At 65.1% G+C, this 24,965-nt stretch carries 25 protein-coding genes; 13 read left to right on the top strand and 12 right to left on the bottom strand.

Annotated features, from left to right (window positions below; translation table 11 throughout):
* Nucleotides 1-14: 14 nt before the first annotated feature.
* The gene (gene pstS, locus AC1Q6Z_RS07525) at nucleotides 15-1,037 is read right to left on the bottom strand and encodes a phosphate ABC transporter substrate-binding protein PstS (RefSeq protein ID WP_492647280.1); all 1,023 of its coding nucleotides are present in this window, start codon (nucleotides 1,035-1,037) and stop codon (nucleotides 15-17) included.
* A gap of 410 nt (nucleotides 1,038-1,447) precedes the next feature.
* On the opposite strand from pstS, the gene AC1Q6Z_RS07530 reads away from it, so the two are divergent.
* The 4 genes from AC1Q6Z_RS07530 to AC1Q6Z_RS07545 all read left to right on the top strand — a co-directional run bounded on the left by AC1Q6Z_RS07530 (nucleotide 1,448) and on the right by AC1Q6Z_RS07545 (nucleotide 4,644).
* The gene (locus AC1Q6Z_RS07530) at nucleotides 1,448-2,254 is read left to right on the top strand and encodes a 3-hydroxybutyrate dehydrogenase (protein ID WP_492647281.1); all 807 of its coding nucleotides are present in this window, start codon (nucleotides 1,448-1,450) and stop codon (nucleotides 2,252-2,254) included.
* Between the two features lie 43 nt (nucleotides 2,255-2,297).
* Complete coding sequence (locus AC1Q6Z_RS07535) at nucleotides 2,298-3,041, top strand: acetoacetate decarboxylase (protein WP_256114460.1); 744 nt, start codon at nucleotides 2,298-2,300, stop codon at nucleotides 3,039-3,041.
* A gap of 11 nt (nucleotides 3,042-3,052) precedes the next feature.
* Complete coding sequence (locus tag AC1Q6Z_RS07540; RefSeq protein WP_435265037.1) at nucleotides 3,053-4,225, top strand: patatin-like phospholipase family protein; 1,173 nt, start codon at nucleotides 3,053-3,055, stop codon at nucleotides 4,223-4,225.
* Between the two features lie 137 nt (nucleotides 4,226-4,362).
* Nucleotides 4,363-4,644, top strand: coding sequence for an amphi-Trp domain-containing protein (locus AC1Q6Z_RS07545; RefSeq protein ID WP_435264994.1), 282 nt, complete (start codon nucleotides 4,363-4,365; stop codon nucleotides 4,642-4,644).
* Nucleotides 4,645-4,737: 93 nt separating this feature from the next.
* On the opposite strand, the gene AC1Q6Z_RS07550 is transcribed toward AC1Q6Z_RS07545, so the two are convergent.
* From AC1Q6Z_RS07550 to AC1Q6Z_RS07560, 3 genes are read right to left on the bottom strand one after another with little or no spacing between them, the layout of a single operon-like run.
* Nucleotides 4,738-5,511, bottom strand: a complete 774-nt coding sequence (locus AC1Q6Z_RS07550; protein WP_492647282.1) for an SDR family NAD(P)-dependent oxidoreductase — start codon at nucleotides 5,509-5,511, stop codon at nucleotides 4,738-4,740.
* Nucleotides 5,508-6,305 (bottom strand): SDR family NAD(P)-dependent oxidoreductase, encoded by a 798-nt coding sequence (locus AC1Q6Z_RS07555; RefSeq protein ID WP_492647283.1) that lies wholly within the window; start codon nucleotides 6,303-6,305, stop codon nucleotides 5,508-5,510. Before AC1Q6Z_RS07555 ends, AC1Q6Z_RS07550 begins: the two co-directional genes overlap by 4 nt.
* A gap of 2 nt (nucleotides 6,306-6,307) precedes the next feature.
* Complete coding sequence (locus tag AC1Q6Z_RS07560; protein WP_492647284.1) at nucleotides 6,308-7,672, bottom strand: transaminase; 1,365 nt, start codon at nucleotides 7,670-7,672, stop codon at nucleotides 6,308-6,310.
* 155 nt (nucleotides 7,673-7,827) lie between these two features.
* Here AC1Q6Z_RS07560 and AC1Q6Z_RS07565 point away from each other — a divergent pair, with 155 nt between their 5' ends.
* Complete coding sequence (locus tag AC1Q6Z_RS07565) at nucleotides 7,828-8,601, top strand: IclR family transcriptional regulator (protein WP_492647285.1); 774 nt, start codon at nucleotides 7,828-7,830, stop codon at nucleotides 8,599-8,601.
* Here the strand turns inward: AC1Q6Z_RS07565 and AC1Q6Z_RS07570 are convergent.
* The 4 genes from AC1Q6Z_RS07570 to AC1Q6Z_RS07585 are packed head-to-tail and all read right to left on the bottom strand — an operon-like array spanning nucleotide 8,573 to nucleotide 13,126.
* On the bottom strand, nucleotides 8,573-10,060 hold the full coding sequence (locus tag AC1Q6Z_RS07570) for an aldehyde dehydrogenase (protein WP_492647286.1): 1,488 nt from the start codon (nucleotides 10,058-10,060) through the stop codon (nucleotides 8,573-8,575). The genes AC1Q6Z_RS07565 and AC1Q6Z_RS07570 overlap by 29 nt on opposite strands.
* A gap of 10 nt (nucleotides 10,061-10,070) precedes the next feature.
* Nucleotides 10,071-11,573 (bottom strand): tripartite tricarboxylate transporter permease, encoded by a 1,503-nt coding sequence (locus AC1Q6Z_RS07575; protein WP_492647287.1) that lies wholly within the window; start codon nucleotides 11,571-11,573, stop codon nucleotides 10,071-10,073.
* 12 nt (nucleotides 11,574-11,585) lie between these two features.
* Nucleotides 11,586-12,143, bottom strand: coding sequence for a tripartite tricarboxylate transporter TctB family protein (locus AC1Q6Z_RS07580; protein WP_492647288.1), 558 nt, complete (start codon nucleotides 12,141-12,143; stop codon nucleotides 11,586-11,588).
* 44 nt (nucleotides 12,144-12,187) lie between these two features.
* Entirely contained in the window at nucleotides 12,188-13,126 is a 939-nt protein-coding gene (locus tag AC1Q6Z_RS07585; protein ID WP_492647289.1) for a tripartite tricarboxylate transporter substrate binding protein, read from the bottom strand.
* 154 nt (nucleotides 13,127-13,280) lie between these two features.
* Between AC1Q6Z_RS07585 and AC1Q6Z_RS07590 the strand changes: the two genes are divergently transcribed.
* The 3 genes from AC1Q6Z_RS07590 to AC1Q6Z_RS07600 are packed head-to-tail and all read left to right on the top strand — an operon-like array spanning nucleotide 13,281 to nucleotide 16,567.
* On the top strand, nucleotides 13,281-14,531 hold the full coding sequence (locus AC1Q6Z_RS07590) for a Tm-1-like ATP-binding domain-containing protein (protein WP_492647290.1): 1,251 nt from the start codon (nucleotides 13,281-13,283) through the stop codon (nucleotides 14,529-14,531).
* Nucleotides 14,531-15,211, top strand: coding sequence for an HAD family hydrolase (locus tag AC1Q6Z_RS07595; protein WP_492647841.1), 681 nt, complete (start codon nucleotides 14,531-14,533; stop codon nucleotides 15,209-15,211). Before AC1Q6Z_RS07590 ends, AC1Q6Z_RS07595 begins: the two co-directional genes overlap by 1 nt.
* A gap of 3 nt (nucleotides 15,212-15,214) precedes the next feature.
* On the top strand, nucleotides 15,215-16,567 hold the full coding sequence (locus AC1Q6Z_RS07600) for an aminotransferase class III-fold pyridoxal phosphate-dependent enzyme (protein ID WP_492647291.1): 1,353 nt from the start codon (nucleotides 15,215-15,217) through the stop codon (nucleotides 16,565-16,567).
* A gap of 9 nt (nucleotides 16,568-16,576) precedes the next feature.
* Here AC1Q6Z_RS07600 and AC1Q6Z_RS07605 read toward each other — a convergent pair whose 3' ends face one another.
* The 4 genes from AC1Q6Z_RS07605 to AC1Q6Z_RS07620 all read right to left on the bottom strand — a co-directional run bounded on the left by AC1Q6Z_RS07605 (nucleotide 16,577) and on the right by AC1Q6Z_RS07620 (nucleotide 19,972).
* Entirely contained in the window at nucleotides 16,577-17,068 is a 492-nt protein-coding gene (locus AC1Q6Z_RS07605; RefSeq protein WP_492647292.1) for a GAF domain-containing protein, read from the bottom strand.
* A 70-nt stretch (nucleotides 17,069-17,138) separates the two neighbouring features.
* Entirely contained in the window at nucleotides 17,139-17,909 is a 771-nt protein-coding gene (locus AC1Q6Z_RS07610) for an ABC transporter ATP-binding protein (RefSeq protein WP_492647293.1), read from the bottom strand.
* On the bottom strand, nucleotides 17,906-18,934 hold the full coding sequence (locus AC1Q6Z_RS07615) for a FecCD family ABC transporter permease (RefSeq protein WP_492647294.1): 1,029 nt from the start codon (nucleotides 18,932-18,934) through the stop codon (nucleotides 17,906-17,908). The genes AC1Q6Z_RS07610 and AC1Q6Z_RS07615 overlap by 4 nt, the downstream gene beginning before the upstream one ends.
* Nucleotides 18,935-19,972 carry an ABC transporter substrate-binding protein gene (locus AC1Q6Z_RS07620; protein ID WP_492647295.1) on the bottom strand — a complete coding sequence of 346 codons (1,038 nt, stop codon included), beginning with the start codon at nucleotides 19,970-19,972 and terminating at the stop codon, nucleotides 18,935-18,937.
* 138 nt (nucleotides 19,973-20,110) lie between these two features.
* Between AC1Q6Z_RS07620 and AC1Q6Z_RS07625 the strand changes: the two genes are divergently transcribed.
* The 5 genes from AC1Q6Z_RS07625 to AC1Q6Z_RS07645 all read left to right on the top strand — a co-directional run bounded on the left by AC1Q6Z_RS07625 (nucleotide 20,111) and on the right by AC1Q6Z_RS07645 (nucleotide 24,917).
* A complete protein-coding gene (locus tag AC1Q6Z_RS07625) occupies nucleotides 20,111-21,343 on the top strand; it encodes a DUF2325 domain-containing protein (protein ID WP_492647296.1) in 1,233 nt (410 codons plus the stop codon).
* A 179-nt stretch (nucleotides 21,344-21,522) separates the two neighbouring features.
* The gene (locus tag AC1Q6Z_RS07630) at nucleotides 21,523-22,215 is read left to right on the top strand and encodes a GntR family transcriptional regulator (protein WP_492647297.1); all 693 of its coding nucleotides are present in this window, start codon (nucleotides 21,523-21,525) and stop codon (nucleotides 22,213-22,215) included.
* Nucleotides 22,212-23,072 carry an ABC transporter permease gene (locus AC1Q6Z_RS07635; RefSeq protein ID WP_439615128.1) on the top strand — a complete coding sequence of 287 codons (861 nt, stop codon included), beginning with the start codon at nucleotides 22,212-22,214 and terminating at the stop codon, nucleotides 23,070-23,072. The genes AC1Q6Z_RS07630 and AC1Q6Z_RS07635 overlap by 4 nt, the downstream gene beginning before the upstream one ends.
* Nucleotides 23,069-23,857, top strand: a complete 789-nt coding sequence (locus AC1Q6Z_RS07640) for an ABC transporter permease (protein ID WP_492647298.1) — start codon at nucleotides 23,069-23,071, stop codon at nucleotides 23,855-23,857. Before AC1Q6Z_RS07635 ends, AC1Q6Z_RS07640 begins: the two co-directional genes overlap by 4 nt.
* A gap of 31 nt (nucleotides 23,858-23,888) precedes the next feature.
* A complete protein-coding gene (locus AC1Q6Z_RS07645; RefSeq protein ID WP_256114487.1) occupies nucleotides 23,889-24,917 on the top strand; it encodes an ABC transporter substrate-binding protein in 1,029 nt (342 codons plus the stop codon).
* The last annotated feature ends 48 nt before the right edge of the window (nucleotides 24,918-24,965 follow it).

Consider the following 24,965-nt stretch of genomic DNA (forward strand, 5'->3'; position numbering starts at 1 on the left):
CGGCGTGCCGGGGCCTAGTTGTTCACGGCGCCCAGGTTCGCGGTCCAGTACGCTTCGATCTGGCCGGCCAGCGCTGACGGCACGGGGATGTAGCCGAGCGCGCTCGCCTCGTCCGCACCGCGGCTGAAGGCGACGCGGAAGAGATCGAGCACCCGGTTGATGCGCCCCTCGCCGCGATCCTTCGGCACGACCGCATAGGTCACCACCGCCATCGGATAGGCTTTTTCACCCGCGAGATTGGTCGTGTCGGCCGAAAAGCCTTTCGCGCCATCCCAGGCGACCATCGCGAGACCTGCCTCGAAGGCTTCCGGTGCCGGGCGGATGAAAGCGCCGGACTGGTTCTGGAGGGCTGCAAAGGGAAGACCGAGCCGGACGACCTGGCCATATTCGAGATAGGAGATGCTGTTCTTCGTCGCCGTGGTCAGGCTTGCCAGACCGCCGGTGCCCTTTTCGCCACGGCCCATCGGCCATTTGACGAGCGTGTCGGCGCCGACCTTTTCCTTCCATTCCGGGCTGACCTTGGACAGGAAGCTCGTGAAGGTGAAGGTCGAGCCGGAACCGTCCTCGCGGCGCAGCACCTCGATCGTCGCATCGGGAAGCGCAAGATCGGGATTGATCGCCTTGATGGCCGGATCGGACCATTTGGTGACCTTGCCGAGATAGATATCGGCGATGACCGGACCGGTGAGACGCAGTTCCCCTGCCCCGACATTGTCCAGGTTTGCGACGACGACGATGCCGCCCATGACGACCGGGAACTGCGCGAGCCCCCGCTTCGCCAGTTCCTCCGCCGTCAACGGTGCATCGGTCGCGGCAAAATCAGTTTCCGGCTGGTCGAGGCGCATAACGCCCGCAAGCGAGCCAACCGGCTCGTAGTCAACGCGCCAGTCCGGCGAGGTGAACTCGCCGCCGTCCGTGCGGAGTGCCTCATAGTCGCGCGACCAGAGATGGATGATCGGTGCTGCAAAGGTGGAGCCGGCACCGCGGATCGGTTCGGCTTGGGCGTTTGCGGAGAAAAGTGTGAAAGCGCCGAGCACCAAAGCTATTCCAGCAAAAGTGCGAAGCGGTTTTGCGTTCGGAATTGCGTCTAAACAAAACTCCAATCCGACCCTGCACCAGGCATTACAGGCGGGAGGCCTGAGAAAATTCATCATGAATCGCCCCTCATGAATACGCACTACCAAGACAAAGCGTTGCTGCCCCGGCGAGTCGTTGCAGACTGCCGGGCGCGGAAACGCGCTAAAGATCAAGACGTCAAATTATCGTCGGCGTATTCGACATTTCTTTACTAGTAACCTTGCTTGACGCGCGGATGACAATATTGGCGGCATTGGGAAATCTCCGTCACAATTGCCGAAAAACCCGCTGTCATCTCAGTGAAATGTCGGTGTGATCCAAAACCACGCAGCAAGAGCGGACCTGCTCCCACGCGACGATGGAGAACCCGATGAACGACGCGACACAGCCGAAAGCCCTCGATACCCGAACCGCCATCGTCACCGGCTCCACGAGCGGCATCGGCCTTGCCATCGCCCGCCGCTTTGCCGCAGCCGGCGCCAACATCGTCATCAACGGGCTCGGCGATGCGGGCGCCATCGAGGCGGAACGCGCGGCGATCGAAGCGGACTTTGGTGTGCGCTGCGTCTATTCCCCGGCCAACATGCTCTCCGGCGCCGAAATCGCCGAAATGGTCGCGCTGGCGCTCGAAACCTTCGGCAGCTGCGATATCCTCGTCAACAATGCGGGCATCCAGCACGTCGCCCCCATCGAGGACTTTCCGGACGAGAAGTGGCAGGCGATCATCCAGATCAACCTGATCGCCGCCTTCCACTCGATCAAGGCAGCGCTTCCGGCAATGAAAGAGCGCGGCTACGGCCGCATCATCAACATTGCCTCCGCCCATGCGCTCGTCGCCTCGCCCTACAAATCCGCCTATGTCGCGGCCAAACACGGCATTGCCGGCCTCACCAAGACGGTGGCACTCGAAGCCGCCACCAACGGCGTCACCGTCAATGCCATCTGCCCCGGCTACGTCTGGACGCCGCTCGTCGAAAAGCAGATTCCCGACACGATGGCGGCGCGCGGCCTCACCAAGGAACAAGTCATCCACGACGTTCTCCTTGAGGCACAGCCGACGAAGGAGTTCGTGACGGTCGAGCAGGTCGCGGGTCTTGCGCTGTTCCTGACGAGCGCCGAGGCGGCCTCGATGACCGGCGCGATCCTCTCCCTCGATGGCGGCTGGACGGCGCATTGATAGGACCGGCAAGCCGGATTTCTCACGATCAGGAACGGAAAAGATGAAAGCCGAAGACGTTCGCAACGCCTATGCCATGCCGCTGACCAACCCGGCCTATCCGCCGGGGCCTTACCGCTTCATCGACCGGGAATATGTCATCATCAGCTACCGCACGGACCCGGAAGCGCTGCGCGCCGTCGTGCCGGAGCCGCTGGAAATCGTCGATCCGATCGTCAAATACGAGTTCATCAAGATGCCGGACTCGACCGGTTTCGGCGACTATACGGAATCCGGACAGGTGATCCCCGTCCGCTTCGAGGGCGAAGAAGGCGTCTATGTGCACGCCATGTATCTCGACGACGATGCGCCGATTGCCGGCGGACGCGAGATCTGGGGTTTTCCGAAGAAGCTCGCTTTTCCGAAGCTCGTGCATGAGGGCGAGGTGATCGTCGGCACCTTGCATTACGGCTCCGTGCTCTGCGCCAGCGCCTCCATGGGCTACAAGCACCGCTCGGTGGATGCCGGCGAGATCGCCCATTCGCTTGCCAAGCCGAATTTCCTCGTCAAGATCATCCCGCATGTCGACGCGAGCCCACGCATTTGCGAGCTGGTGCGCTATCATCTCGAAGACATCACCGTGAAGGGTGCATGGACTGGCCCGGCCGATCTGCAACTCTTCCGCCACGTCATTGCCGATGTCGCCCGCCTGCCGGTGCTGGAGATCGTCTCGGCCGTGCATTTTGTCGCCGACCTCACGCTGGGGCTTGGCGAAGTGGTGCATGATTACATGGGCGAACCGGAGTGAAGGACAGGATCATGGACGAACAGGTCAGGTTGCAGCCCAAGCGCAAATCCGAAACACCGGATATCGCCGACATCGTCGGCGGCTATCCGGCGGTCGGCCTCGTCTTCCAGGGCGGCGGCGCGCTCGGTGCCTACCAGGCTGGCGTGTTCCAGGCGCTCGACGAGGCCGGCATCGAGGCGAATTGGCTGTCCGGCGTCTCGATCGGCGCCGTGAATGCCGCGATCATCGCCGGCAACACCAAGGGCAACCGGCTCGACCGGCTGCGCGACTTCTGGGAGACGATCTCCGCCCGCAAGGTATGGCACTTCACGCCGGAAGGTGACGTCTTCCGCAAGCTGCGCAACCAGGCAAGCGCCATGATGACGATGACATCGGGCCTTCCCGGCTTCTTCGCGCCGCACCGCATCAACCCGTGGTTCCAGCCGCCCGGCGCCTCCACGGCGACCAGTTTCTACGACACGGCAGAACTCAAGTCGACGCTCGACCGCCTGATCAACTGGGATGTGCTGAACGATCGCCGCCAGCGGCTCAGCGTCGGCGCGGTCAATGTGCAGACCGGCAACTACCGCTACTTCGACAGCCACATCGAAGTGCTCGGGGCCGAGCATGTCATGGCCTCGGGCGCGCTCCCGCCCGCCTTCCCCGCGGTCCTCATCGAGAACGAATATTACTGGGACGGCGGCATCGTCTCCAACACGCCGCTGCAATACCTGCTCGAACAGGAGGACGTGCGCGACACGCTGGTCTTCCAGGTCGACCTGTTCAGCGCACGCGGCATCCTGCCCCGCGACATGGCGGATGTGCTCGCCCGGCACAAGGACATCATGTATTCCAGCCGCACCCGCAACAACACGGACACGTTCCGGCGCATCCACAATCTGCGCCTGAAACTGCACCAGGCGCTGCTGCGCGTACCGCCGGAAGCGCTGACGGACGCGGACCGGGAATTCCTCACCGCCATGGAGGACGTGCCGCAGATCAACATCGTGCACCTGATCTACCAGCAGAAAATCTACGAGAGCGATGCCAAGGACTACGAATTCTCCGGCACCTCGATGCGCGAACACTGGGATTCCGGCTACCAGGACACGCGAAAAACCCTGAAACACCGCCGCTGGCTGGAAAAACCGCCGGAATCCGTCGGCATGACCGTGCATGATGTGCATCGGGACGACCCAAGCTGATCTATACCGGAAATACTATTGCTCCAAAATAAAACCCAAGATTTCACTGTCACAGACTTAATATTATACGGTCATCACGGCATTACAAATCCACGTTTCTATGAAGAGGCCAACTCTTAAACAGGAGAGAGAGAGACATGGAAGCCAACCGTGAAATCGAGAAGGATTATTCGCTGATGGAGTTCGTCGCAGAACTCCGCCGGCTGGCAGACACGCTGGAATCGAACGAGCGTTTCTCGATCCAGATCGACGAAGAAGAAGTCCTCGTTCCCGAGCACGCCACTGCCTCGATCGCCTTCGAGATCGAAGACGGCCGCGCCGAAATCGAATTTCAGCTGACCTGGGAAGCCGGTGAAGCCGAAGGCGAAGACGACGAGCAGGACGACGCCGAAGAAAAAGAAGAAGAAGCCGCCGCTTAAACCGCATCGGCCGGCACAGGGGTAGCCTTGGGGCTGCCGGGTTCTGCGGCGAAGCCTCCGCCGCAGAGCTTCTGCCCGCGAAGCCGTCCGGCTTCACACCGCCCGGTTCTGCACCGGCGCCCGCCCACCACCGTCCGACACCAGCACGGCGCCGGTGACGAAAGACGCCTCGTCCGAGGCGAGGAATAGGCAGCAGGCGGCGATTTCCTCGGGTTCGGCGACGCGCCTCAGCGCGATGCGGCCGGTCAGCGCGGCAAATTCCGCCTCCGCCGTCGTGCCGTTCAGCCGGGCCGCTTCGCGCATTTCCTCTTCGCTCATCGGCGTGCGCACCCAGCCCGGCGCGACCGCGTTGGCGCGAATGCCGTCCGGCCCGTGCGCATAGGCGAGGCTGCGCGTATAGGAGACCAGCGCGGCCTTGCTCGCCGAATAGGCGGCATTCTGGCCGCCGGCATTGAAGGCGCCAACGGAGGCGATGTTGACGATTGCGCCGCCTTGCCGTTTCAAGAGCGGCAGCGCCGCCCTACAGGCCATCATCGCGCCCGTCACATTGATGGCAAAGGTCTTTTGCCAAACGTCATTGGTCAGGCTTTCCGGCTCGTCGGGAATGAGGATGCCGGCGGCATTGATGAGAATGTCGAGCCGGTCGCCGCAAGCCGCGATCGCGGTCGCAACATCCCCGGCATCGGTAACGTCGCCATGCACCGCCACGCCGCCGCAGGCCGCGGCCGCGGCATCGAGCGCGGCACCGCCGAGACCGAACAGCAGGACGTCGGCGCCCTCACGGGAAAATCGCTCGGCGGTGGCGCGGCCCATGCCGGTCGCGGCCCCTGTCACCAGCGCCGTACGGCCTTGCAGTCGGCCGCTCATTCGAGCCCCCAATGCCGTTCGACGGCAAAACCGGTTTCCGGCAGGCTAGATCCGCCATCGACGACGATCGTCTGGCCGGTCGTGTATTTCGCCTGTTCGGAGGCGAGGTAAAGCATGGCGCAGGCAATGTCGTCGGCCTCGCCATAGCGACCCATCGGGATGAAGCGGCTCGCCTTCTTCATCGTCTCGGGCTGGCTCATCGTGCCCCGCCCCGGCTTCTCTATGAAGCCGGGCTCGACGCCGTTGACGGTGATGCCGTCGCGCGCCAGTTCGAAGGCAGCCCCACGGATGAAGGCATTCACTCCGGCCTTCGCCGCCGAATAATGCACGCCCCCGGCCATCGCCATTCGTGCCGAGACGGACGAGGTGACGAGGATGCGGCCGAAACCGTTGGCGCGCATGACGGGTGCCGCCGCCTGCGCCAGCCAGAAGCAGGCCTTCAGGTTGAGCGACAGCGCCTCTTCCAGCTTGTCCTCGTCGAGATCCGCGATATTGGCCCAAGGGCAGCCGCCGGCATTGTGCACGACAATGTCGAGCCGGCCAACCTCCTCCGCCGTCTCGGTGATTAGTCGGGCAACACCGCTCCGGCCGAGATCTCCGAGTGGCACAGCGCTCACCGCAAGCCCGCGTGCCAAAAGCTCGGCTGCCAGTGCCTGCCCCGCCTCGACCGTGCGGTTAGCGATGACGACCTTGGCGCCGGCTGCGGCCAGCCGCGTGACGATCGCCGCGCCGATGCCGCGCCCGCCGCCGGTGACGAGTGCCACCCTGCCCGAGAGATCGAAGGGTCGCACCATGGTCAAACCACCCCCGGTTCGCGCAACAACGACACGAAGCGGCCGAACACCGTGGTGTGGCGGTCGACGTCCTCCGCGGTCGTCGCCGGGCACATCAGGAACATCGTGTGGAAGGGCGTCACCAGAATGCCCTCGTTCATGTAGAAGGCGTGCAGCAGCGTCTCCAGATCGCCGCGCCGGGCAGCGATGACATCTGCGCCGTTGCGTGGCGGCTCGGGCATGAACATGATTTCCGCCCGCGCGCCGATCTCCGTGACGTGCCAGGGCAGACGGTTCTCCGCAATGATCGCGCGGGCGCCGTCCGCCAGCCGCGAGGCATTGGCGATCATCCGCTCGAAATTCTCCGGCGTCAGCACCTCTTCCAGCACCGCGCGCATGGTGGCGATGGTGAGTGCATTGCCGGCCAGCGTGCCGCCGATGCCGAGATGGGCGGACTGGCGCACGCGCGGATCGACCTTCGGCACGATCGCCCAGAGCCGCTCGGCGATCTCCTGCGAGACGCCGAAGACGCCCGCCGGGATACCGCCGGCAATCGCCTTGCCCGCCACCAGCATGTCCGGCTCCAGGCCGTTGAGGCGCGCATAGCCGCCGGGACCGCTGGAAATCGTGTGCGTCTCGTCGATGATCAGCACCGTGCCGGTGCGCTGGGTGATGTCGCGCAAGGCCTCAAGAAACCTGTCCGCAACCGGGATCATGCCGAAATTCGTCATCAGCGGCTCGGTCAGCACACAGGCGACGTCCTGGTCCGAAAGCGCGCGTTCCAGCGCCTCCACGTCGTTGAACTCCACCACCTTCGAGACGGCGGAATGATCGATGCCGTTCGGGTGGATCATGTTGCGCATGCCGACGCGGCCGTCGCGGAGCTCGACATGCGCCTCCTCGACACCGCCGTGGTAACAACCGGAAAAGACCAGCACTTTCGGCCGGCCGGTGATCATGCGGGCGATGCGGATGGCGCCGCGGTTCGCATCAGTGGCCGAGGTGGTCAGCGTCCAGTACGGCAGGCCGAAGCGGCGGGTCAGTTCCGCGCCGACCCACAGGCTTTCTTCCGTCGGCAGCATCGTGGTGACGCCGCGGCGAAGTTGGCGCATGGCGGCATTCGTCACCGCCTCCGGCGCGTGGCCGCACATGCCGCCGGTATCGCCGAGGCAGAAATCGACATAGTCTCGACCGTCGACATCGCGGATATGGGCGCCGCTCGCCTCATCGACGTAAATGGGAAAACCGCCGGCCCAGCGCCGCATCCAGTGCGACGGCCCGCCATAGAGGAAATGGCGCTGCCCCTCCTGCCAATCGGCGAAGGAGCGCGGGTGCTCGCGCTTGAAACGGTCCTGCTCGCGGTCGAGCAAGCGGTCGATCACCGTCACGGCCGATCTCCTCCAGTCAGCGGTTGAAAGTCGCCTTCAGATGGTTCATTATATGAACCATCATTTTGTATATGAAACCAGATTGCCGGGCCGGACCCGGCCTGTCAAGATACTTCACATGCGAACTATCTTGTCGATGCCAGAGAGGATGCCGCATGAGCACTGTCGGGAAAGCCGCCGCGCTGCTGGAGCTTTTCAGCATGGCCGAGCCGGAAATCGGCCTGTCGGAGCTCGCCCGTCGCGCGAACCTCAACAAGGCGACGACACGGCGCTTGCTGGTGGCGCTCGCCGAGCACCGGCTGGTCGAGCAGGCGGCGGGCACCCGCCATTATCGGCTGGGCGCCGGTCTCTCGCGGCTCGCCCGAATCCGCGATGCGAACTTCCCCTTCGCGCGCATCGCAACGCCTGTCCTGCAGGACCTCGCTGCGGCGACCGGCGAGACCGTGCATCTGTCCGAATTCAGCGGCGGGGCACTGTTTACCGTCGGCGTCGAGCTTTCCGCGCAGGCGAACCGCGTCAATGTCGACGCCGGCCAGATCCTGCCGCTGCACGGCACCGCCTCGGGCATCGCCTTCCTCGCCTTCACGACGCCGGATTTCGTTGCGGCCTATCTGGCAAAACGCCTGGAGGCATTCACCCCCCACACGCTCACCGCGCGAGACAAAGTCGTCGAACAGGTGCGGTTCGCGGCAGAACGTGGCTATTCCGTCAGCGCACAGGGCTATTCTGAAGGCGTGCACAGCATTGCCGCGCCGGTGCTCGGGCCGGATGGGCACGCGGTGGGCGCGCTGTCCGTCGCGGCACCGCTTTCGCGGGTCGACGATACGGTCGCGACCGTCCAGGGCGAGGCCGTCATGCGGGCGGCGCGGGAGATCGCGGCGCGTCTCAATGGCGAGCCCCTCACCCGAGCGAGATCCAGGCCGTCTTGAGATCGGTATATTTGTCGAAGGCATGCAGGGACTTGTCGCGGCCGAAGCCGGACTGGCCGAAGCCGCCGAGCGGCACGGTGATATCGGCTCCGCCATAGGTGTTGACATGCACGACGCCGGCGCGGACCGCGCGCACCATGCGGTGGGCGGTTGCGAGGTTCGTCGTCCACACCGCCGACGCCAGACCGTAGACGGTGGCATTGGCAAGCCGGACCGCCTCCGCCTCGTCCTCGAAACGGGATACGGCGAGCACGGGGCCGAACACCTCCTCGCGCGCAAGCCGCATCGCCGGCGTCACTTCGTCGAAAATGGTCGGCGCCATGTAGTAGCCGCCCGTTTCCTCTCTCAAGCGGTTGCCGCCGGTGACCAAGCGCGCGCCGTCCTCTTCCGCCGCCGCGACATGGCCGAGATTCTTGGCGAGCTGTTCGGCGCTGCTGACGGCCCCGGCGTCCGAGGCGAGGTCGAGCGGATCGCCAACCCTCATGCCGCGGCTCGCCGCCACCAGCCTCTCCATGAACCGGTCGTAGACCGAGGCCTGTACGAGGAGACGCGATCCCGCGACGCAGACTTGGCCGGAATTGCGGAAGATGCCGAAGGCCGAGATTTTTGCTGCCTGGTCGAGATCCGGCGCATCGGCGAAGACGATGTTCGGTGACTTGCCGCCGAGTTCGAGATGCACGCGCTTGAGGTTCGAGCGGGCGGAATATTCGAGCAGCCGGCGCCCGACACCGCCCGAACCGGTAAAAGCAATAGCGTCGACATCCATATGCAGGCCGAGCGCCTCGCCGGTGACGCTGCCCCGCCCGGTGACCACGTTGAACACACCCTCGGGAAGGCCCGCTTCCGCCGCAAGCTCACCGAGGCGCAGCAGCGTCAACGACGCCACTTCCGCCGGCTTCAGCACGACCGAATTGCCGGCGGCGAATGCTGGCGCCACCTTCCAGGCGCTGATCATCATCGGGAAATTCCACGGCACGATGGCCGCGACCACGCCGAGCGGCTCGCGGTGGATGAGCCCCAGCACGTCGGCCTGCGTCGGCGCGATCTCGCCATAGACCTTGTCGATCGCCTCCGCATAATAGCGGAAGGTGCCGGCGGCCGAGAGCGGCTCCGCCTTGTAGGCCATCGAAATCTCGGTGCCGTTGTCGCGCACGCCGAGCACCGCGAGTTCCAGTGCATGCGCCTCGATGAGGTCGGCGAGTTTTAAGAGCACCTTCTTGCGCCCGGCAGGTGCCATGCGCGACCAGGACCCCTTTTCGAAGGCGATGCGGGCGGCGCGGACGGCGCGGTCGACATCTTCGGGACCGGCGTCGGCGATGGTGGTGAGTACCGTGCCGTCAATCGGCGAGAGCACATCGAGTTGCCCGCCGCTCAACGGCTCCGTCCAGGCTCCGGCGATAAACAGGCCCTGCGGGGCGACGGGTCTGCCGCGCAGCGCGTCGATCTCGGCTTGGTTCATGGGTCTTGTCCTATGGATTGGCGGGCGCGACCGCCACCACGGGGCGCGCGCGCCACAGGCCGATGGCGAAGATGGTGAGACCCAGCAACGAGATGGCGAGCAGCACGGCGGCGATCGGCCGGGTGATGAAGATGCTCAGGTCGCCGTTGGAGAGCGCCAGCGACTGCATCATGCGGTTTTCGAACAGCGGCCCGAGAACGAGGCCGATGACGAGGGGAAAGCCCGGAATGTCGTTGCGCAGCATGATCTTGCCGACGATGGCGAAGAAGACGGCGATCAGCGCGTCCGAGATGCGGTAGTTCTGCGTGTAGCAACCGACCAGCGAGAGCACGAGAACGGTCATGCCTATAAAACGCGGCTCGATGCGCGCAAGCCTCATGATCGGTTTCGTGGCGAAGAGCAGGATGCCGAGGATGACGATGTTGAGCAGGAACAGCGAGATATAGAGGCCGGAGATGAATTCCGGATGCTGGGCGAACAGTTGCGGACCCGGAATGTAATTGTGGATCATGAAGACCGAGAGGATCATCGCCATCAACGGATCGACCGGGATGCCGAGCGCCAGCAGCGGCACCAGCGTGGTGGAGGTGCAGGCGCTGATCGACGCCTCGGAGGCGATCAGCCCTTCGGGAGAGCCCTTGCCGAACTGTTCCGGCGTCTTCGAGGCGCGCTTGGCGAGCGAATAGGAGAGGAACTGCGCGCCGAACTCGCCCACACCGGGTAGCAGGCCCATCGTGACGCCGAGCCCGGCGGAGCGCCCCAGCGTGCGCGGATAGCGCAACGCTTCGAGCAGGCCGCGAAACCGGTTGTGATAGACGGCGGAGGACGCCGCCCGCTTGTAGCCCGGCGTGCGTAGCAGCACGAAGGCCTGCGACATGGCGAAGAGCCCGATCACTGCCGGCACAAGGGGAATACCGCCCATCAGGAACGGTTCGCCGAAGGTGAAGCGCTGTGTGTTGAAGAAGCGCTCGAAGCCGACCGTGCCGAGCAGGATGCCGAAGCCGAGCGAGATGACCGCCATAAGCCCCTGCGACTGGTGCGCCAAGAGCACCGAGACGATCGCGACGAGCGCCACCATGGCATATTCGACGGCGCCGAAATGGGTGGCGATGGTTGCGAGGTAGGGCGCCAGTACCACCAGCGCCAGCACGCTGATCGTGCCGCCGATGAAGGAGGAGGAATAAGCGAGCGACAGCGCGCGGTGCGCCTCGCCGCGCTGCGCCATGGGGTAGCCGTCATAGGTCGTCAGCACGTTGACAGGCGTTCCGGGCACCTTGATCAGGATGGCCGGTATCGCACCGCCATACCACGCGCCGCCATAGGTGCCGAGCAGCAGGGTGACGCCGGCAAGCGGCTCCATGCCGAGCGTGAAGGGCAGCAGGATCGCCATGGCGCCGGCAGGCTCCAGGCCGGGGACCGCGCCGATCAGGATGCCGATGAAGGCGCCAGCGACCAGCGCCAGGAGGACGTTGAAATGCGCGATGTTCTCGAAGCCGAGAATGATGGAGTCCATGGCGGCGGGTTCCTACAGATAGGGGCCGATGAGGTTGCCGATGCCGCCCGGAAGCCAGGTGAAGATCGACGCGTGAGGGAACCACAGGCCCATGACACCGCGCAGCAACACCACGATCACCACGGCGAAGGCGAGGTTCCACACCATCCAGCGCCGGCTGCGGAGGCCGGAGGCCCATAGGCAGGCATGGCCGAACAGCAGGGTGGAGATCGCAAAACCGAGGATCGGGATCGCCGCCATGTAGAGGCAGAATAGAGCGGTGTAGCCGAAGGCCGGCAGCAGATCGCCGAACGCCGAGCGCGCGCGGCCGAGATAGGCATGCGGATCGGGCGAAAGCCGCCAGCCGCGCAGCAGCCGCAGCGTCAGCACCAGCCCCGGCAGGCCGATCATGGCGATACCGAGGATGGGAATGTTGCGCGGCGAAAGGAACCAGGCCTTGTCGGCCGGCTGCACATGGGTGGCGAAGGGCAGAAGGAGCACAAGCCCCACGGCGATGACGAGGCAGGCAAGCCCCACCGCCGCCACCGCTTCGCCCGGCGGAAATTCCTGGTTCTGGCCCTGCTCGTCCATGGTCGTTGTCCCTCGCGCTTTTCAGATGGATTGGAAGGGCCGGCCTACTTCTTCAGATCCTTCACCAGTTCTTCGGCGGCGGCATAGTCCTTGTCGATGCGCGCGGCGGCATCCGCCGCATTCATCCAGTAGACGCCGGCGCCGGTCGCCTCGGAGACGGCCTTGGCCCGGTCGCTCTTCATCGCTTCTTCGGCGATGGTCGCGATCTTGTCCTTGATTTCCTGCGGCGTGCCCTTCGGCACGAAGAGGCCGTTCCACAGCGTGATGTTGAGCCCCGGCACCTGCTCGGACAGCAGTTTCGCCTCTGGCTTGATCGAGAGCGGCGCGTCCGTATAGGTCGCCAGCACCTTGACGTCGTCGAGGCAGGACAGCACCGTCGCCATGGTCGTATTCATCACGTCGGCGTCGCCATTGGCGAGCGTCGAGCAATCGAGCGAGTTGAACGCCGCGTCGGCGCCGAAGGCGAAGCCGAGCTTCTTGGCTGCGGCGAAGGTCGCCATGGTGGGGATCAGGTCGTAGCCGAAATGGCCGAGCTTGACCGGGTTCGCCTTGGCATAGGCGGCAAGGCCGGCAAGATCGTCATAGGGCGCATCCTTTTTGGCGACGAGCGCGAAGGGATAGGTCAGGAAGATGCCGACCGGCTCGAAGGCGTCACGGCCATAAGGCGCGTTGCCCTGGATGACATGCATGGTCGGCACGTCGATGACCAGCGAGCCGACCGTGTACCCGTCCGGATCCGACTGGGCGACGGCGGTCGCGCCTTCCACCGCCCCGCCACCCGGCCGGTTGACGACCTTGCCCGGCGCGCCGGCACTGGCTGTAAACGTGTCGGCGATGATGCGGGTCCGCTGGTCTTCGAGGTCGCCCGGAGGCCAGGGAACGATGAAGGTGACCGGACGCTCGGGATATTCCGCGTAAGCCGGCATTGCCAGGGCGGCGGCGAGCGTCGTCGTGGCGAGCGCAAGGGTGAGAAATCGAGTCATGCTGCTTTTCTCCCATACAGTGCGGACAGGATATCCGCGTTCCCATCGGTTCATTTATTGAACCATCATTTTGACTATAGACTTGCAAACGAACCGGCTTGCTGTCAAGTTAATTCACATGTGAAGTAAGTTACGCCTTGGAGGAGGCAGCGGCATGGTCAGAAAGGGACGTCCACGCATCCTGGTGATCGGCACCGGAGACACCAAGGCCGACGAATTGACCTTCATGCGCGAGCGCATCGAAGCCGTCGACGGCCGCGCAGTCATGATGGATGTCAGCGTGCTCGGCGACCCGCCCTATCGGCCCGAACATGACCGCCATGCCGTCGCAGAAGCCGCCGGCACGACCGTCGACGCCATCGCCAACAGCGGCGACGAAAACAGCGCCATGACGCTGATGGCGCTCGGCGCATCTCGGCTCGCCCGCGCCCTCTACGACCGCGGCGAGATCGACGGCGTCATCGCGCTCGGCGGCACGATGGGCACCGATCTCGCCCTTGACGTGGCGCTGGCCCTGCCGCTCGGCGTGCCGAAATTCGTCGTCTCGACCATCGCCTACTCCCATCTGGTGCCGCCTGACCGCATCGCGACCGACCTGATGATGATCCTGTGGGCGGGCGGCCTTTACGGCCTGAACAGCACATGCAAGGCCGTGCTCTCGCAGGCCTGCGGCGCGGTGGTTGGCGCCGCAAGGGCCGTGGTACGTCCGCAGGCGGAGCGGCCGATCGTCGGCATGAGTTCGCTCGGCAAAAGCTGCCTGAAATACATGGTGACGCTGAAACCGGCGCTGGAGCGGCGCGGCTATGAGGTCGTCGTGTTCCACACCACTGGCATGGGCGGCCGAGCTTTAGAGGCGATCGCCGCACAACGCGGCTTTGCCGCGGTGCTCGATTTCTCCCTGCAGGAAGTCGCCAACCAGCATATGGGCTCGGTGGTGAATTCCGGCCCCGACCGCCTGGAAAATGCCGGCCGCAGCGGCATTCCGCAGATCGTCGCGCCCGGTGCCATCGACATGGTGGACTTCCCGACCTGGCAGCCGGTGCCGGCGCGTTTCGCCGAGCGTCCCTACCACGCGCACAACCGCCTGCTCGCCTCGGTCACCTCAGACGGCGAGACACGCCGGGAGATCGCCCGCGCCATCGCCGAAAAGCTGGCGACCGCGACCGGCGCCACCGCCTTCATCCTGCCCACCGGCGGCCTCCAGCAATGGGACCAGGAGGGCGAACCGCTGCACGAGCCCGACGCGCTCGCGGCCTTCGTCGATCAGATGCGCGAAAGTATTCCGGATAGTGTCGAGTTGCACGAGATCGCCGGCCACATCAATGACGATGCCTTCTGCGCCAAAGCATTGGAGATCTTCGACCGCTGGGTGGCCGAGGGCATCGTTCGTCCGGGGGTGGCATGATGACGAAACCGGCCGCACTGGTGCTCGATTTCGGCGGCGTCGTCACCAAAACGCTGTTCGAGACGCATACGCTCAGCGAAAGGGCGCTCGGCCTGCCGCCCGGCACGCTCGTCTGGCGCGGGCCGTTCGATCCGGCGTCCGATCCGCTCTGGCGCGCCATGCAGGCCGACGAGATCAGCGAGCGCGACTATTGGAAGACTCGCACGAGCGAGGTCGGCCGGCTGGTCGGCGAGGACTGGACGGACATGTCGGCCTTCGTGCGCCGCGCCCGCGGCGCCGATCCGCAGGCCGTCATCCGCCCGGAGGCCGTGCACGCCATCCGCACGGCACACGAAAGCGGCATCCGCCTCGCCATCCTCTCCAACGAACTCGACCTGTTCTACGGCGAGGATTTCCGGCAACGCCTGCCGCTGCTCTCGTTGTTCGAAACCATCGTCGATGCCACCTATACCGGCATCCTCAAGCCGGACCCGCGCGCCTATGCCGCCGTCTGCGAGACACTAGACCTCCCCGCCGAAGCCTGCGTCTTCGTCGACGACCAGAAGCGCAATGTGGACGGCGCTGTCGCCGCCGGCATGCGCACGGTATGGTTCGACGTCGCAGAGCCCGCCCGTTCCTATGCCGCAGCGCTCGCCCCGTTCGGCCTGCCTTCACCCGAAATCCGCCACGAGAGTATCTGAGCCATGCGCGACATCAATTTCCTCAGCGAGAACAATGCAAAGCCGATCTGGCACCCGATGGCACATCCGGCAGAAATGCGCGCCTCGCCGCCGCGCGTCATCATGCAGGGCGAAGGCGCGATGGTGACGGATATCGACGGCCGCACCGTGCTCGATGCCGTCGGCGGCCTGTGGAACGTCAATCTCGGCTATAGCTGCGACCCCATCAAGCAGGCGATCGCAAGGCAGCTCGACGCCCTGCCCTATTATTCCGGCTTCCGCGGCACCTCCACCGGCCCTTCCATCGAGCTCGCCTACGAACTGGCGCAATGGTTCGAGCCGGAGGGCATGGTGCGCAGCTTCTTCACGTCGGGCGGCTCGGATTCGGTGGAGACGGCGCTTCGCCTCGCGCGGCAATATTGGAAGATCCGCGGCCAGGCCGACCGCACGAAATTCCTCGCGCTGAAGAAGGGCTATCACGGCACGCATTTCGGCGGCGCTTCGGTCAACGGCAATGCCAATTTCCGCCGCAACTACGAGCCCTTGATGCCTGGCGTCTTCCACACGCCCGCCCCTTGGACCTATCGCAATCCCTTCGACGAGACGGACCCGGCAAAACTTGCCGCCCTCTGCGCCCGTGCAATCGAGGAAGAGATCGCCTTCCAGGGCGCCGACACCATCGCCGCCTTCATCATGGAGCCCATCCTCGGCGCCGGCGGCGTCATCGTCCCGCATGAGAGCTTCATGCCGCTGGTGCGCGACATCTGCGACCGGCACGAGATCCTGCTGATCGCCGATGAAGTGGTGACCGGGTTCGGGCGCACCGGCGCCTGGTCGGGTTCGCGGCTGACGGGCGTCAAGCCGGATTTCATGACCATCGCCAAGGCCATCACGTCGGGCTATTTCCCGCTCGGCGCCACGCTGATCTCCGCCAAGGTGGCCGAGGTGTTCGAGGCCGACAAGACCAGTTTTGGCGCCATCGGCCACGGCTACACATATTCCGGCCACCCCGTTGGCTGCGCCGCCGGTCTTGCGGCGCTCGCTGAAACCAAGCGCCTCGCACTGAACGAAAACGCCACCGCGCGTGGTGCGGAACTGGCGACGGCGCTGGAAGCCCTCAAGACGAAACACCCGGCTGTCGGCGACGTGCGCGGCAAGGGGCTGATGGCGGCGCTCGAAATCGTCGCCGACCGCGCGACGAAAAAGCCGGTCGACAAGAAGACCATGGCAAGGATCGCCGACGCCGCCTACGACGCCGGCGTCATGCTGCGCGTGTCCGGCAACATGATCATCCTTTCCCCGCCGCTGATCGTCACGGCGAAGGATATCGCCACAATCGCCGAGGGGCTGGATGCGGGGCTGGCGGCAGTGGGTTGACTCCTGCCGTCAGAGATCGCTGGCGTTGAGGTAAAGGTCGGCAAGCGCCTCGAAGCCGGTCTGGTCTTCCTCTGTGAAGCGGCCCGGCAGCGGGCTGTCGAGATCGAGCACGCCAAAAATCCGGCCGTCCCAGACGAGCGGCACGACGAGTTCGGCGCGCGAGGCGGCGTCGCAGGCGATGTGGCCGGGGAAGGCGTGCACGTCCGGCACGAGCTGGCTGCGCCCCTCGGCGACCGCGCTGCCGCACACGCCCTTGCCGACGGGGATGCGCACGCAGGCGACCTTGCCCTGGAAAGGGCCGAGCACCAGTTCGTCGGCGGATTTCAGGAAATAGAAGCCGGCCCAGTTGAGATCGGCGACGGCATCGTAGATCAACGCGGAGAGGTTCGCCGCATTGGCGATGGCGTCGCGTTCGCCATGCAGCAGGCCCTCGGCCTGGGCGATGAGGTCGCGGTAGAAGCTCGGCTTGTCTGCGGCCTCGATTTTCCGGATATCGTGCATGGCAGTTCCTCGGCTGGGTACGAGCTATCGTCGATAGACCCGCGAAACGCGGCTGGCAAGCATGCGTCGCTCAGGCGCGCGGCGCGCAGACCAGCGCCTCGCTGCCTTCGACCCGGCCGATCACCACGTCGATGCCGTAGATGTCCTTCAGCCTCTGCGGCGTCAGGGTCTCCGCCGGCGCGCCGAGCGCCATCAGCGTGCCGTCCTTCAAAAGCGCCACGCGGTTGGCCACCTGCAAGGCGTGGTCCGGATTGTGCGTGGAGAGCACGATGGCGAGGCCCTGGCCGGCCAGCGTGCGGATATGGGCGAGCAGCCGCATCTGGTTGCCGTAGTCGAGATTGGCCGTCGGCTCGTCCATCACGATGATGCGCGCCTGCTGCGCCAGCGCCCGGGCGATGAGCGCAAGCTGCCGCTCGCCGCCGCTGATCTCGGTGCAGGGCGTGTCGGCGAGCACCGTTATGCCGAGGCTTTCGAGGGCAGCATCCGCAATCGCCCGGTCGCGCTCACCCGGCATTGCAAAGGCCCTGAGATGCGCGGCACGGCCCATCAGTACGACATCCCGAACCGTGAACGGAAAGGGTGCGGCATGGGCCTGCGGCACATAGGCGATGCGCAGCGCCCGCTCGCGCCGCGACCAGGCCGAGAGCGGCTTGCTATCGAGCGTGACCTCGCCGGCCTGGATCGGCAGGAGGCCGAGCATGGTCTTGAACAGCGTGGTCTTGCCGGCGCCGTTCGCGCCGAGAAGCGCCAACACCTCGCCCTCCGCCAATGACAGGCTGACCGCGTGGCCGATTTCGCGATCCCGGTAACCGAAGGCGAGCGATTTCAGCGCGAGCGTCATGACCAGCCTCGTTTTCCGGCAATGAGCAGCCAGAGGAAAAATGGCGCGCCGACCACTGCCGTCAGGATGCCGAGCGGCACCTCGATCGTCGCGATCGAGCGCGCCAGCATGTCGACGACGAGGAGATAGGCGGCGCCGAGCAGCATGGCAGCCGGCAACAGGCGGCGGAAATCCGGGCCGACCAGCATGCGGGCGACATGCGGGATTATCAGCCCGATCCAGCCAACGATGCCGGTGACGGAGACCGTCGCCGCCGTCACCAGCGTCGCGCCGGCGATCAGCGCAATGCGCGTCTTCAGCGTGTCGATGCCGAGCGTCTGCGCCTCTTCCTCGCCGAGCGTCATGACATTCATGCGCCAGCGCAGCAGCACGAGCGGCACGAGGCCGAGCACGACGGCCGGCAGGATCGACAGCACGTCGAACCGCGTGATCGCCGTCATGCTGCCGAGCAGCCAGTAGGTGATCGCCGGCAGCTGGTCATAGGGATCGGCGAGCACCTTGATCAGCGAGATGCCGGCGCCGATCAGCGCCTGGATGGCGATGCCGGCCAGCACCAGGGTCAGCACCGGATCACGCTCGCGCACCAGCGCGCCGATCGCCGAGACCGCGAGCACGGCGACAAGCCCGCCGGCGAAGGCGGCCAGCTGGATGGCCAGCACTGGCAGCGACAGGAAGATGCCCAGAACCGCGCCGAGGCTGGCGCCGACCGACACGCCGAGCAAGTCCGGCGAGACCAGCGGGTTGCGAAACAGCCCCTGATAGGTCGCCCCCGCCGCGGCAAGCGACGCCCCCACGATCACCGCCGCCACCACGCGCGGCAGGCGCACATTCCACAGAACCGTCGAAAGGACAGGGTCCGCGCCCTCGCCCGTCAACAGCTGCCGCAGCGCATCGAACACAGGCCTAGGCCCGCTGCCATATTTGCCGACCATCATGGAGAGGGCGGCAAGCAGCAGTACGGCAATGAGGCCCGCGCCGACGAAGAGCCTGCCCTGCCCTTTCGGCAGGGCGGCCTTGTCGCGCATCTACTTCGCAGCCGCCTTGCCAGGTCCCAGCAAGGTCTCAAGCTGGGCGTCGTCCAGCCCGACCTGGTAGAACAGCTTGAAGAAGTCCCGCACCTCCTGATCGAGCGCGCCCGGGAAAACCTCGGGGTAGAGCGTGTGTTCGAGCCACGCGATGCCGATCAGGCGGTTGATGCCGGGCGGTGAATCAATCCAGCCGAAAGGCAGGTTGGGCGTGACATGGATGCGTGCCGCCTTGACCGCTTCGAGTTCCGCCCAGAGCGGGTCGCTCTTCACACTCGCGGCAAATTTCGGCGAGGCGGCGAGAATGACATCCGGCTTCCACGACAGGATCTGTTCGAGCGACACCTGGGTGAGGCCGCCCTTGCCGGCGGCGGCGGCGACGTTCCTGGCACCGGCCGCTTCGAGAATCTCCATGTTGATCGAGCCGGCGAGGCCCGTTTCCAGCCCCTCCGCGCCGCGGCCATAATAGACCGCCGGGCGCTTGTCCTCGGGAATTCCGGCGAGGCCCTTCTCCATCGCGGCGAGCCTGGCTTCGGCATAGGCCGCAAGGGTCTCCGCCCGCTCAGAGACGCCGAGGATGGCGCCGGTTTCCCGCAGCGTTTCGGCGCTCTTCGCGAAGGCGCCGTCGATCAGGATGTAGGGGATGCCGGTCTGCGCCTGCACCTTGTCGGCAAGCGAGGCATAGGTCGGGTTGACCGTGCCGACGTCGATGATGATGTCGGGCCTGGCCGCCAGCACCGCTTCTATATTCGCCGTGCCCCCCTTGCCCGTCAGTTGCCCGAAGGTCGCAAGGTCACGGACGGACGGGAGCAGGAAGGCCTTTTCCTCGCCCTTCGGCTCGCGCACCCAGCCGGCGAGCTTTTCCGGCGCGAGCACATAGACGAGCACCGAGGCCGGCGGACCGGCGGCCAGCACCCGCTCGATCTTGTCCGGCACCTCGACGGTCCGCCCGGCCGCATCGGTGATCGTGCGCGCCGCGGCAGGCAGAACAAATGCGAGGAAGACGACGAAGACAAAAAGGCAGCGCAAGACCGGCATGGACTCTCTCCCGCGATATAGTGAGGCAAATATATCGTCGGTTCCTGACAGCAAGGCAACACCCGTCCTACTCCGGTGCGCTCTTCCAAAACGTTATGTTTTATGGAATATAACGTTATACGATCCGCTGGACATCCCATGCCGACCTTGCCGCGCCCGCACTCCCTCTCCTCCCCCAGGCTGCTGCTTCCCGTCGAAGCTGCGTCGGAGGAGGTTGCCGTGAAGGCCGGGTCGCAGCGCCTGAAAACCTGGGACATCCCCTCGACCTTTCATTGCTCGATCGTCGGAACCTGCCTCACGACGGGCGAGCTTCGCCAGCTTCTCGCCAAGGCCGGGCAGGAGGATGCGCGAACTGCCACGGACCACACTCTGCACGGCCGCGGCGTGCGCACCGCCGGGCAACGGGATTTCGCGGCAAAACTCCTCAACAAGGCGCTCGACAAGCGCCATGAGGTGAGCATCAAGCGCATTCCGCTGCAGGCCGACGAGCAGGAACTGCGGCGGATCTGGCGGGAAAGTTTTGATCGCGGCGACATTGCCGGCCCCTACTGGGCCTTGATGAGCCATCCGGCGAGCCCGCCGGCGCTGATCCGCGATATTTTCGGCGAAGTCCACATGCTGTCGCATCTCGTCGGCAGCGCGAGTCGCCTCGATCTCGCCCGGCTGACGCGGCTGGAAAAGGAACTGGAACAGGAGAAGGACAAAGGCGAGCGCCAGGAAAAGCGGCTGGCCGTCGCCGCCGACGAGCGCGTCGCGCTCCGCCAGCGCATCCGGCAGCTCGAAGAGCGGGTCGTGCAGGCGGAAGCGACCGCCGCACCCTTCGGCCAGCGCGCACGCTCGGACGAAGGCAACCCCGCCGAACGCGTAGAAACCGAAGCTGCGCGCGCCAACGCGTTATCCCAGCGCCTCGCCGAGGCCGCGGAACGGTGCCGCGCCTTGCAGCGCGAACTCGAACAGTTGCAGGACCACAGCCATTCGATCCTCAGGGAGAATGAGGCGCTCGAAGCGGCCGTGACCGCGCAGCTCCAGGCCGGCGGCAGCCAGGCGAGCCCGCAACCGGCAGGCCCCGTGCTCTATGTCGGCGGCCGGCGTAATCTCTTCGATCACCTGCGCGCCTATGCCGAAAGCCGAAATGTCGACCTCCTGCTGCATGATGGCGGCATGGAGGACAGCACGACGCTGCTGCCGGCACTTGTCGGACAGGCGTCGACCATCCTGTTTCCGGTCGATCATATCAGCCACAGCGCCGTCGGCCTGGTAAAACGCCTGTGCCGTGCGCAGGGCAAACCCTACCTCCCGCTGCGCTCCGCCGGCCTCGCGAGCTTCCTCGCCGCCATTACCGGCGCGGGCGGCGCCTACGGCCGGCTGTAACCGCCTATTCCGTCTCTACTTCTGATTTGCCTGCCAGCTGGCAGGCAAGCGCACCGCGCCGCCCATCGGTCGCCAGCCGATGAAGCGGCTTTTTGCGTTTTTCGCGATCCTTCAAAGAGGTCGTTGACAGCAAATATTCAGATGATATCTTAAAAATATATTTTATAAAGCGACCCAAAGTGCAGCCTCTCTCCACCAAGAAAATGCGCCTGAGCGACGTCGCCTATCACGGGCTTCGTACCGCCATCATCAAGGCGGAACTGCTGCCGGGCTCGCCGATCGACGAGAAGGAGTGCATGGAGCGGCTGGCGGTCGGGCGGACGCCGTTGCGCGAGGCCCTGCAGAGGCTCGCGCAAGAGGATCTGTTGCTGGCGGTGCCGCAGCGCGGCTATTTCGTCTCCTCCACCTCGGCCACCGATTTCTTCCAGCTCCAGGAATTCCGCCTCCAGGCCGAGCTCTGGGCCGCGCGACTCGCCGCCACCCGCATCAGCGATGCCCAGCTCGACCGTCTGGCCGGGCTGATCGAGGAGGCGCGCGCCGGCGTCGAAGCCAAGCGCATGGAGATCGAATGGCATCTCGGCATCGACGAGGAGATGCACAAGCTGATCGCCGAGGCCTCCGGCAACACTTACCTGATGCAGGCGCTGACGCGGCTTTATGCGCTGTCGGTGCGCAGCCTCTATGTCTCGCGCATGCCCGTCGCGCTGCTTTTCGAAGACCTGAACGACATGGTGGTGATCCATGAGGCGCTCGCCAGCCGCGATCCCGACAGGGCGGAGGCGGCGATGCGGGGGCACCTCTCGGTCAGCGCGACGAACCTCATCCGCCCCGTCGAGCCCTCCCGTCAGACGCGCATGGAGACACGGAAATGATCGCCGCGCGCCGGGGCAATCTCGTGACACTGGCGCTTCTCGCGCCGTCCCTCCTCAGCGCCATCCTCCTGCTCGTTATCCCGATCCTCATCGTCATCGCCTTTTCCTTCGCCGAGCAGGATACCTATGGCGGTGCGAAATTCGGCTTCACGCTGGCGAGCTACCGCGAGCTTTTCCAGGCCATCTACCTGCCGATCTTCCTGAATTCGCTCCAGCTTGCCGCTGTCTCCACCGTCGTCTGCCTGCTGGTCGGCTATCCCATCGCCTATTTCATCGCGCTGCGCGCCGGACGCCATGCCGGGCTGCTGCTGGCGCTGCTGCTCATTCCCTTCTGGATCGATTTCATCGTGCGCATGTCGGCCTGGATGGTGCTGCTCGGCCGCAACGGCACGATCAACAGCGCGCTCCTCGGCCTCGGCTTCATCGAGCAGCCGATCCGCATGATCGGCACCTATCCGGCCGTGCTCGTCGGCATGCTCTATGCCTTCCTGCCGACCACGGTATTGCCAATCCATGCCGCGCTGAACGGCCTCGACAAACGGCTGCTGGAAGCCGCCGACGATCTCGGCGCGACGCCCTTGCAATCCTTTTGGCGGGTCACCTTCCCGCTGTCGCTGCCGGGCGTGATGGCGGCGATCCTCTTCGTCTTCGTGCCGGCCATGGGCGTCTATGCCATCCCCGTCCTGCTCGGCGGCGGCAAGAGCATCATTCTCGGCAACCTGATCGTCCAGCTCTTCCTCGATTTCCGCAACATGCCGCTGGGTGCCGCCGTCTCTGTGGTGCTGCTGGTCATCTCGTCGGGCATCATCGTCTGCTACATGCGCGTGCTGCGCTCCGTCGAGGAGGCGCGGACATGAGGAAGCTCATCGCGCTCTACGTGCCCGCCGCCACGCTGATCGGCTATATCTTCCTCTTCGCGCCGCTCCTGGTCCTCGTCATCTACGCCTTCAATGCCGGCCGTTCGACCGTGGTCTGGGAGGGCTTTTCGCTCGCCTGGTTCGCGGAAGCGCTGCGCGACCGCGGGCTCAGGGCCGGCCTGCAGGTCAGCGTCATCGTCGCCATCGCCTCGGCCGCGCTTGCAACGATGATCGGCACAAGTGCCGCACTCGCCGTGGTCAAGCGCCCCTTCGCGGGAAAGAACCTGTTCTCAACGCTCATCATCGCGCCGCTGGTGCTGCCTGAAATCGTGCTCGCCGTCGGCCTGCTCGTCGCGACCGTCTGGACCGGCGTGCCCCTCGGCTACGGCACCCTGATCGCCGGCCATGTGCTCGTGTCGATCCCGTTCAGCTTCCTGATCGTGCGCGCCGCCGCCTCCGGCCTCGATCCGCGGCTCGACGAGGCGGCCGCCGATCTCGGCGCCAACGGCAAGCAGGCCTTCCTGCGCGTGACGCTGCCGCTGTTGGCGCCCGCCATCCTCTCGGCCTTCCTGCTCTGCGCAGTGATCTCCTTCGACAACTTCGTCGTCTCGACCTTCGTCTCGGGCGTCGGCTCGACGCCACTGCCGATCCAGATCTACGCCACGCTGAAGTCCGGCCTCACGCCGAAGATCAATGCGCTCGGCGCCATGCTGATCGCGGTCAACGTGCTGGTCATCCTGGTCGTCATGAGCCGCTACCTCAAGACGATCCGCAAACAATCATAAGAACCACCAACCAAGAAATGGGGAATGCGCAATGAAAAACTGGAGAACACTTTTTGCATCGGTCAGCCTGGTCGCCATCGCCTCCGGCGCCTCGGCCGCCGAGCTCAACATCTATGCCTGGTCCGGCGAAGTGCCGCAGGAAATCGTCGACGACTTCGCGAAGGAGACCGGCATCACGGTGACCTTCGACACCTACGACTCCAACGAGACGATGATGGCGAAGCTGTCGGCCGGCGCCAGCGGCTACGACCTCATCGAACCCAGCCAGTACACCGTGCAGGTGCTCGCCAAGCAGGGCCTGTTGCAGGAACTGGATCACGCCAAGATCCCGAACATCGGCAATCTTGGCGCGCCCTTCAAGGAGGTCTCCTACGATCCCGGCCAGAAATGGTCGGTACCCTATATCTGGGGCACCACCGGTTTTGCCTATAACGAGGACTGCGTGAAGACGCCGCCGACGAGCTGGAAGGCGCTGTGGGACCCGCAGTATGAAGGCCGCATCTACATGCTCGACAATATGCTGGCAGCCTATATCGCTGGCCTCCAGGTCAACGGCTTCGATGCCGGCACCACCAAGCCGGAGGAAATCGAGAAGGCGACCCAGTCCCTCATCGAGCAGAAGAAGGTGCTTGGCGGTTACAACAGCACCAATTACGGCGACCTGCTCGCCTCGGGCGAAGCCTGCATCGTGCAGGGCTGGAACGGTTCCATCGCGCAGGTGATGGTGACCAATCCGAAGGTCAAATACGTCATTCCGGATGAAGGCGGCTCGATGTGGATCGACGGCTTCGCCATTCCGACATCGGCGAAGAACGTCGAGGAAGCCTACAAGTTCATCGACTACATCATGCGGCCGGACGTCGCCGCCAAGGCGGCGGATCTCTCGAAATCGGCAACCGTCATCGACAAGGCCAAGGCGCTCCTGCCGAAGGAAACAGCAGGAAACGCCGCCATCTATCCGCCGGAAGACAAGCTGATGAAGGCCGACTTCATTCTCGATGTCGGCGATGCCACAAAACTCTACCAGGATGGCTGGACCAAGGTGAAGACCGCCCAGTAACGGCGGCCCAAACCATCGGCGGCCGGTTTGCCGGCCGCCCCTTTCCCT

This window comes from Shinella sp. GW835-FHT14H05, from assembly GCF_058793575.1.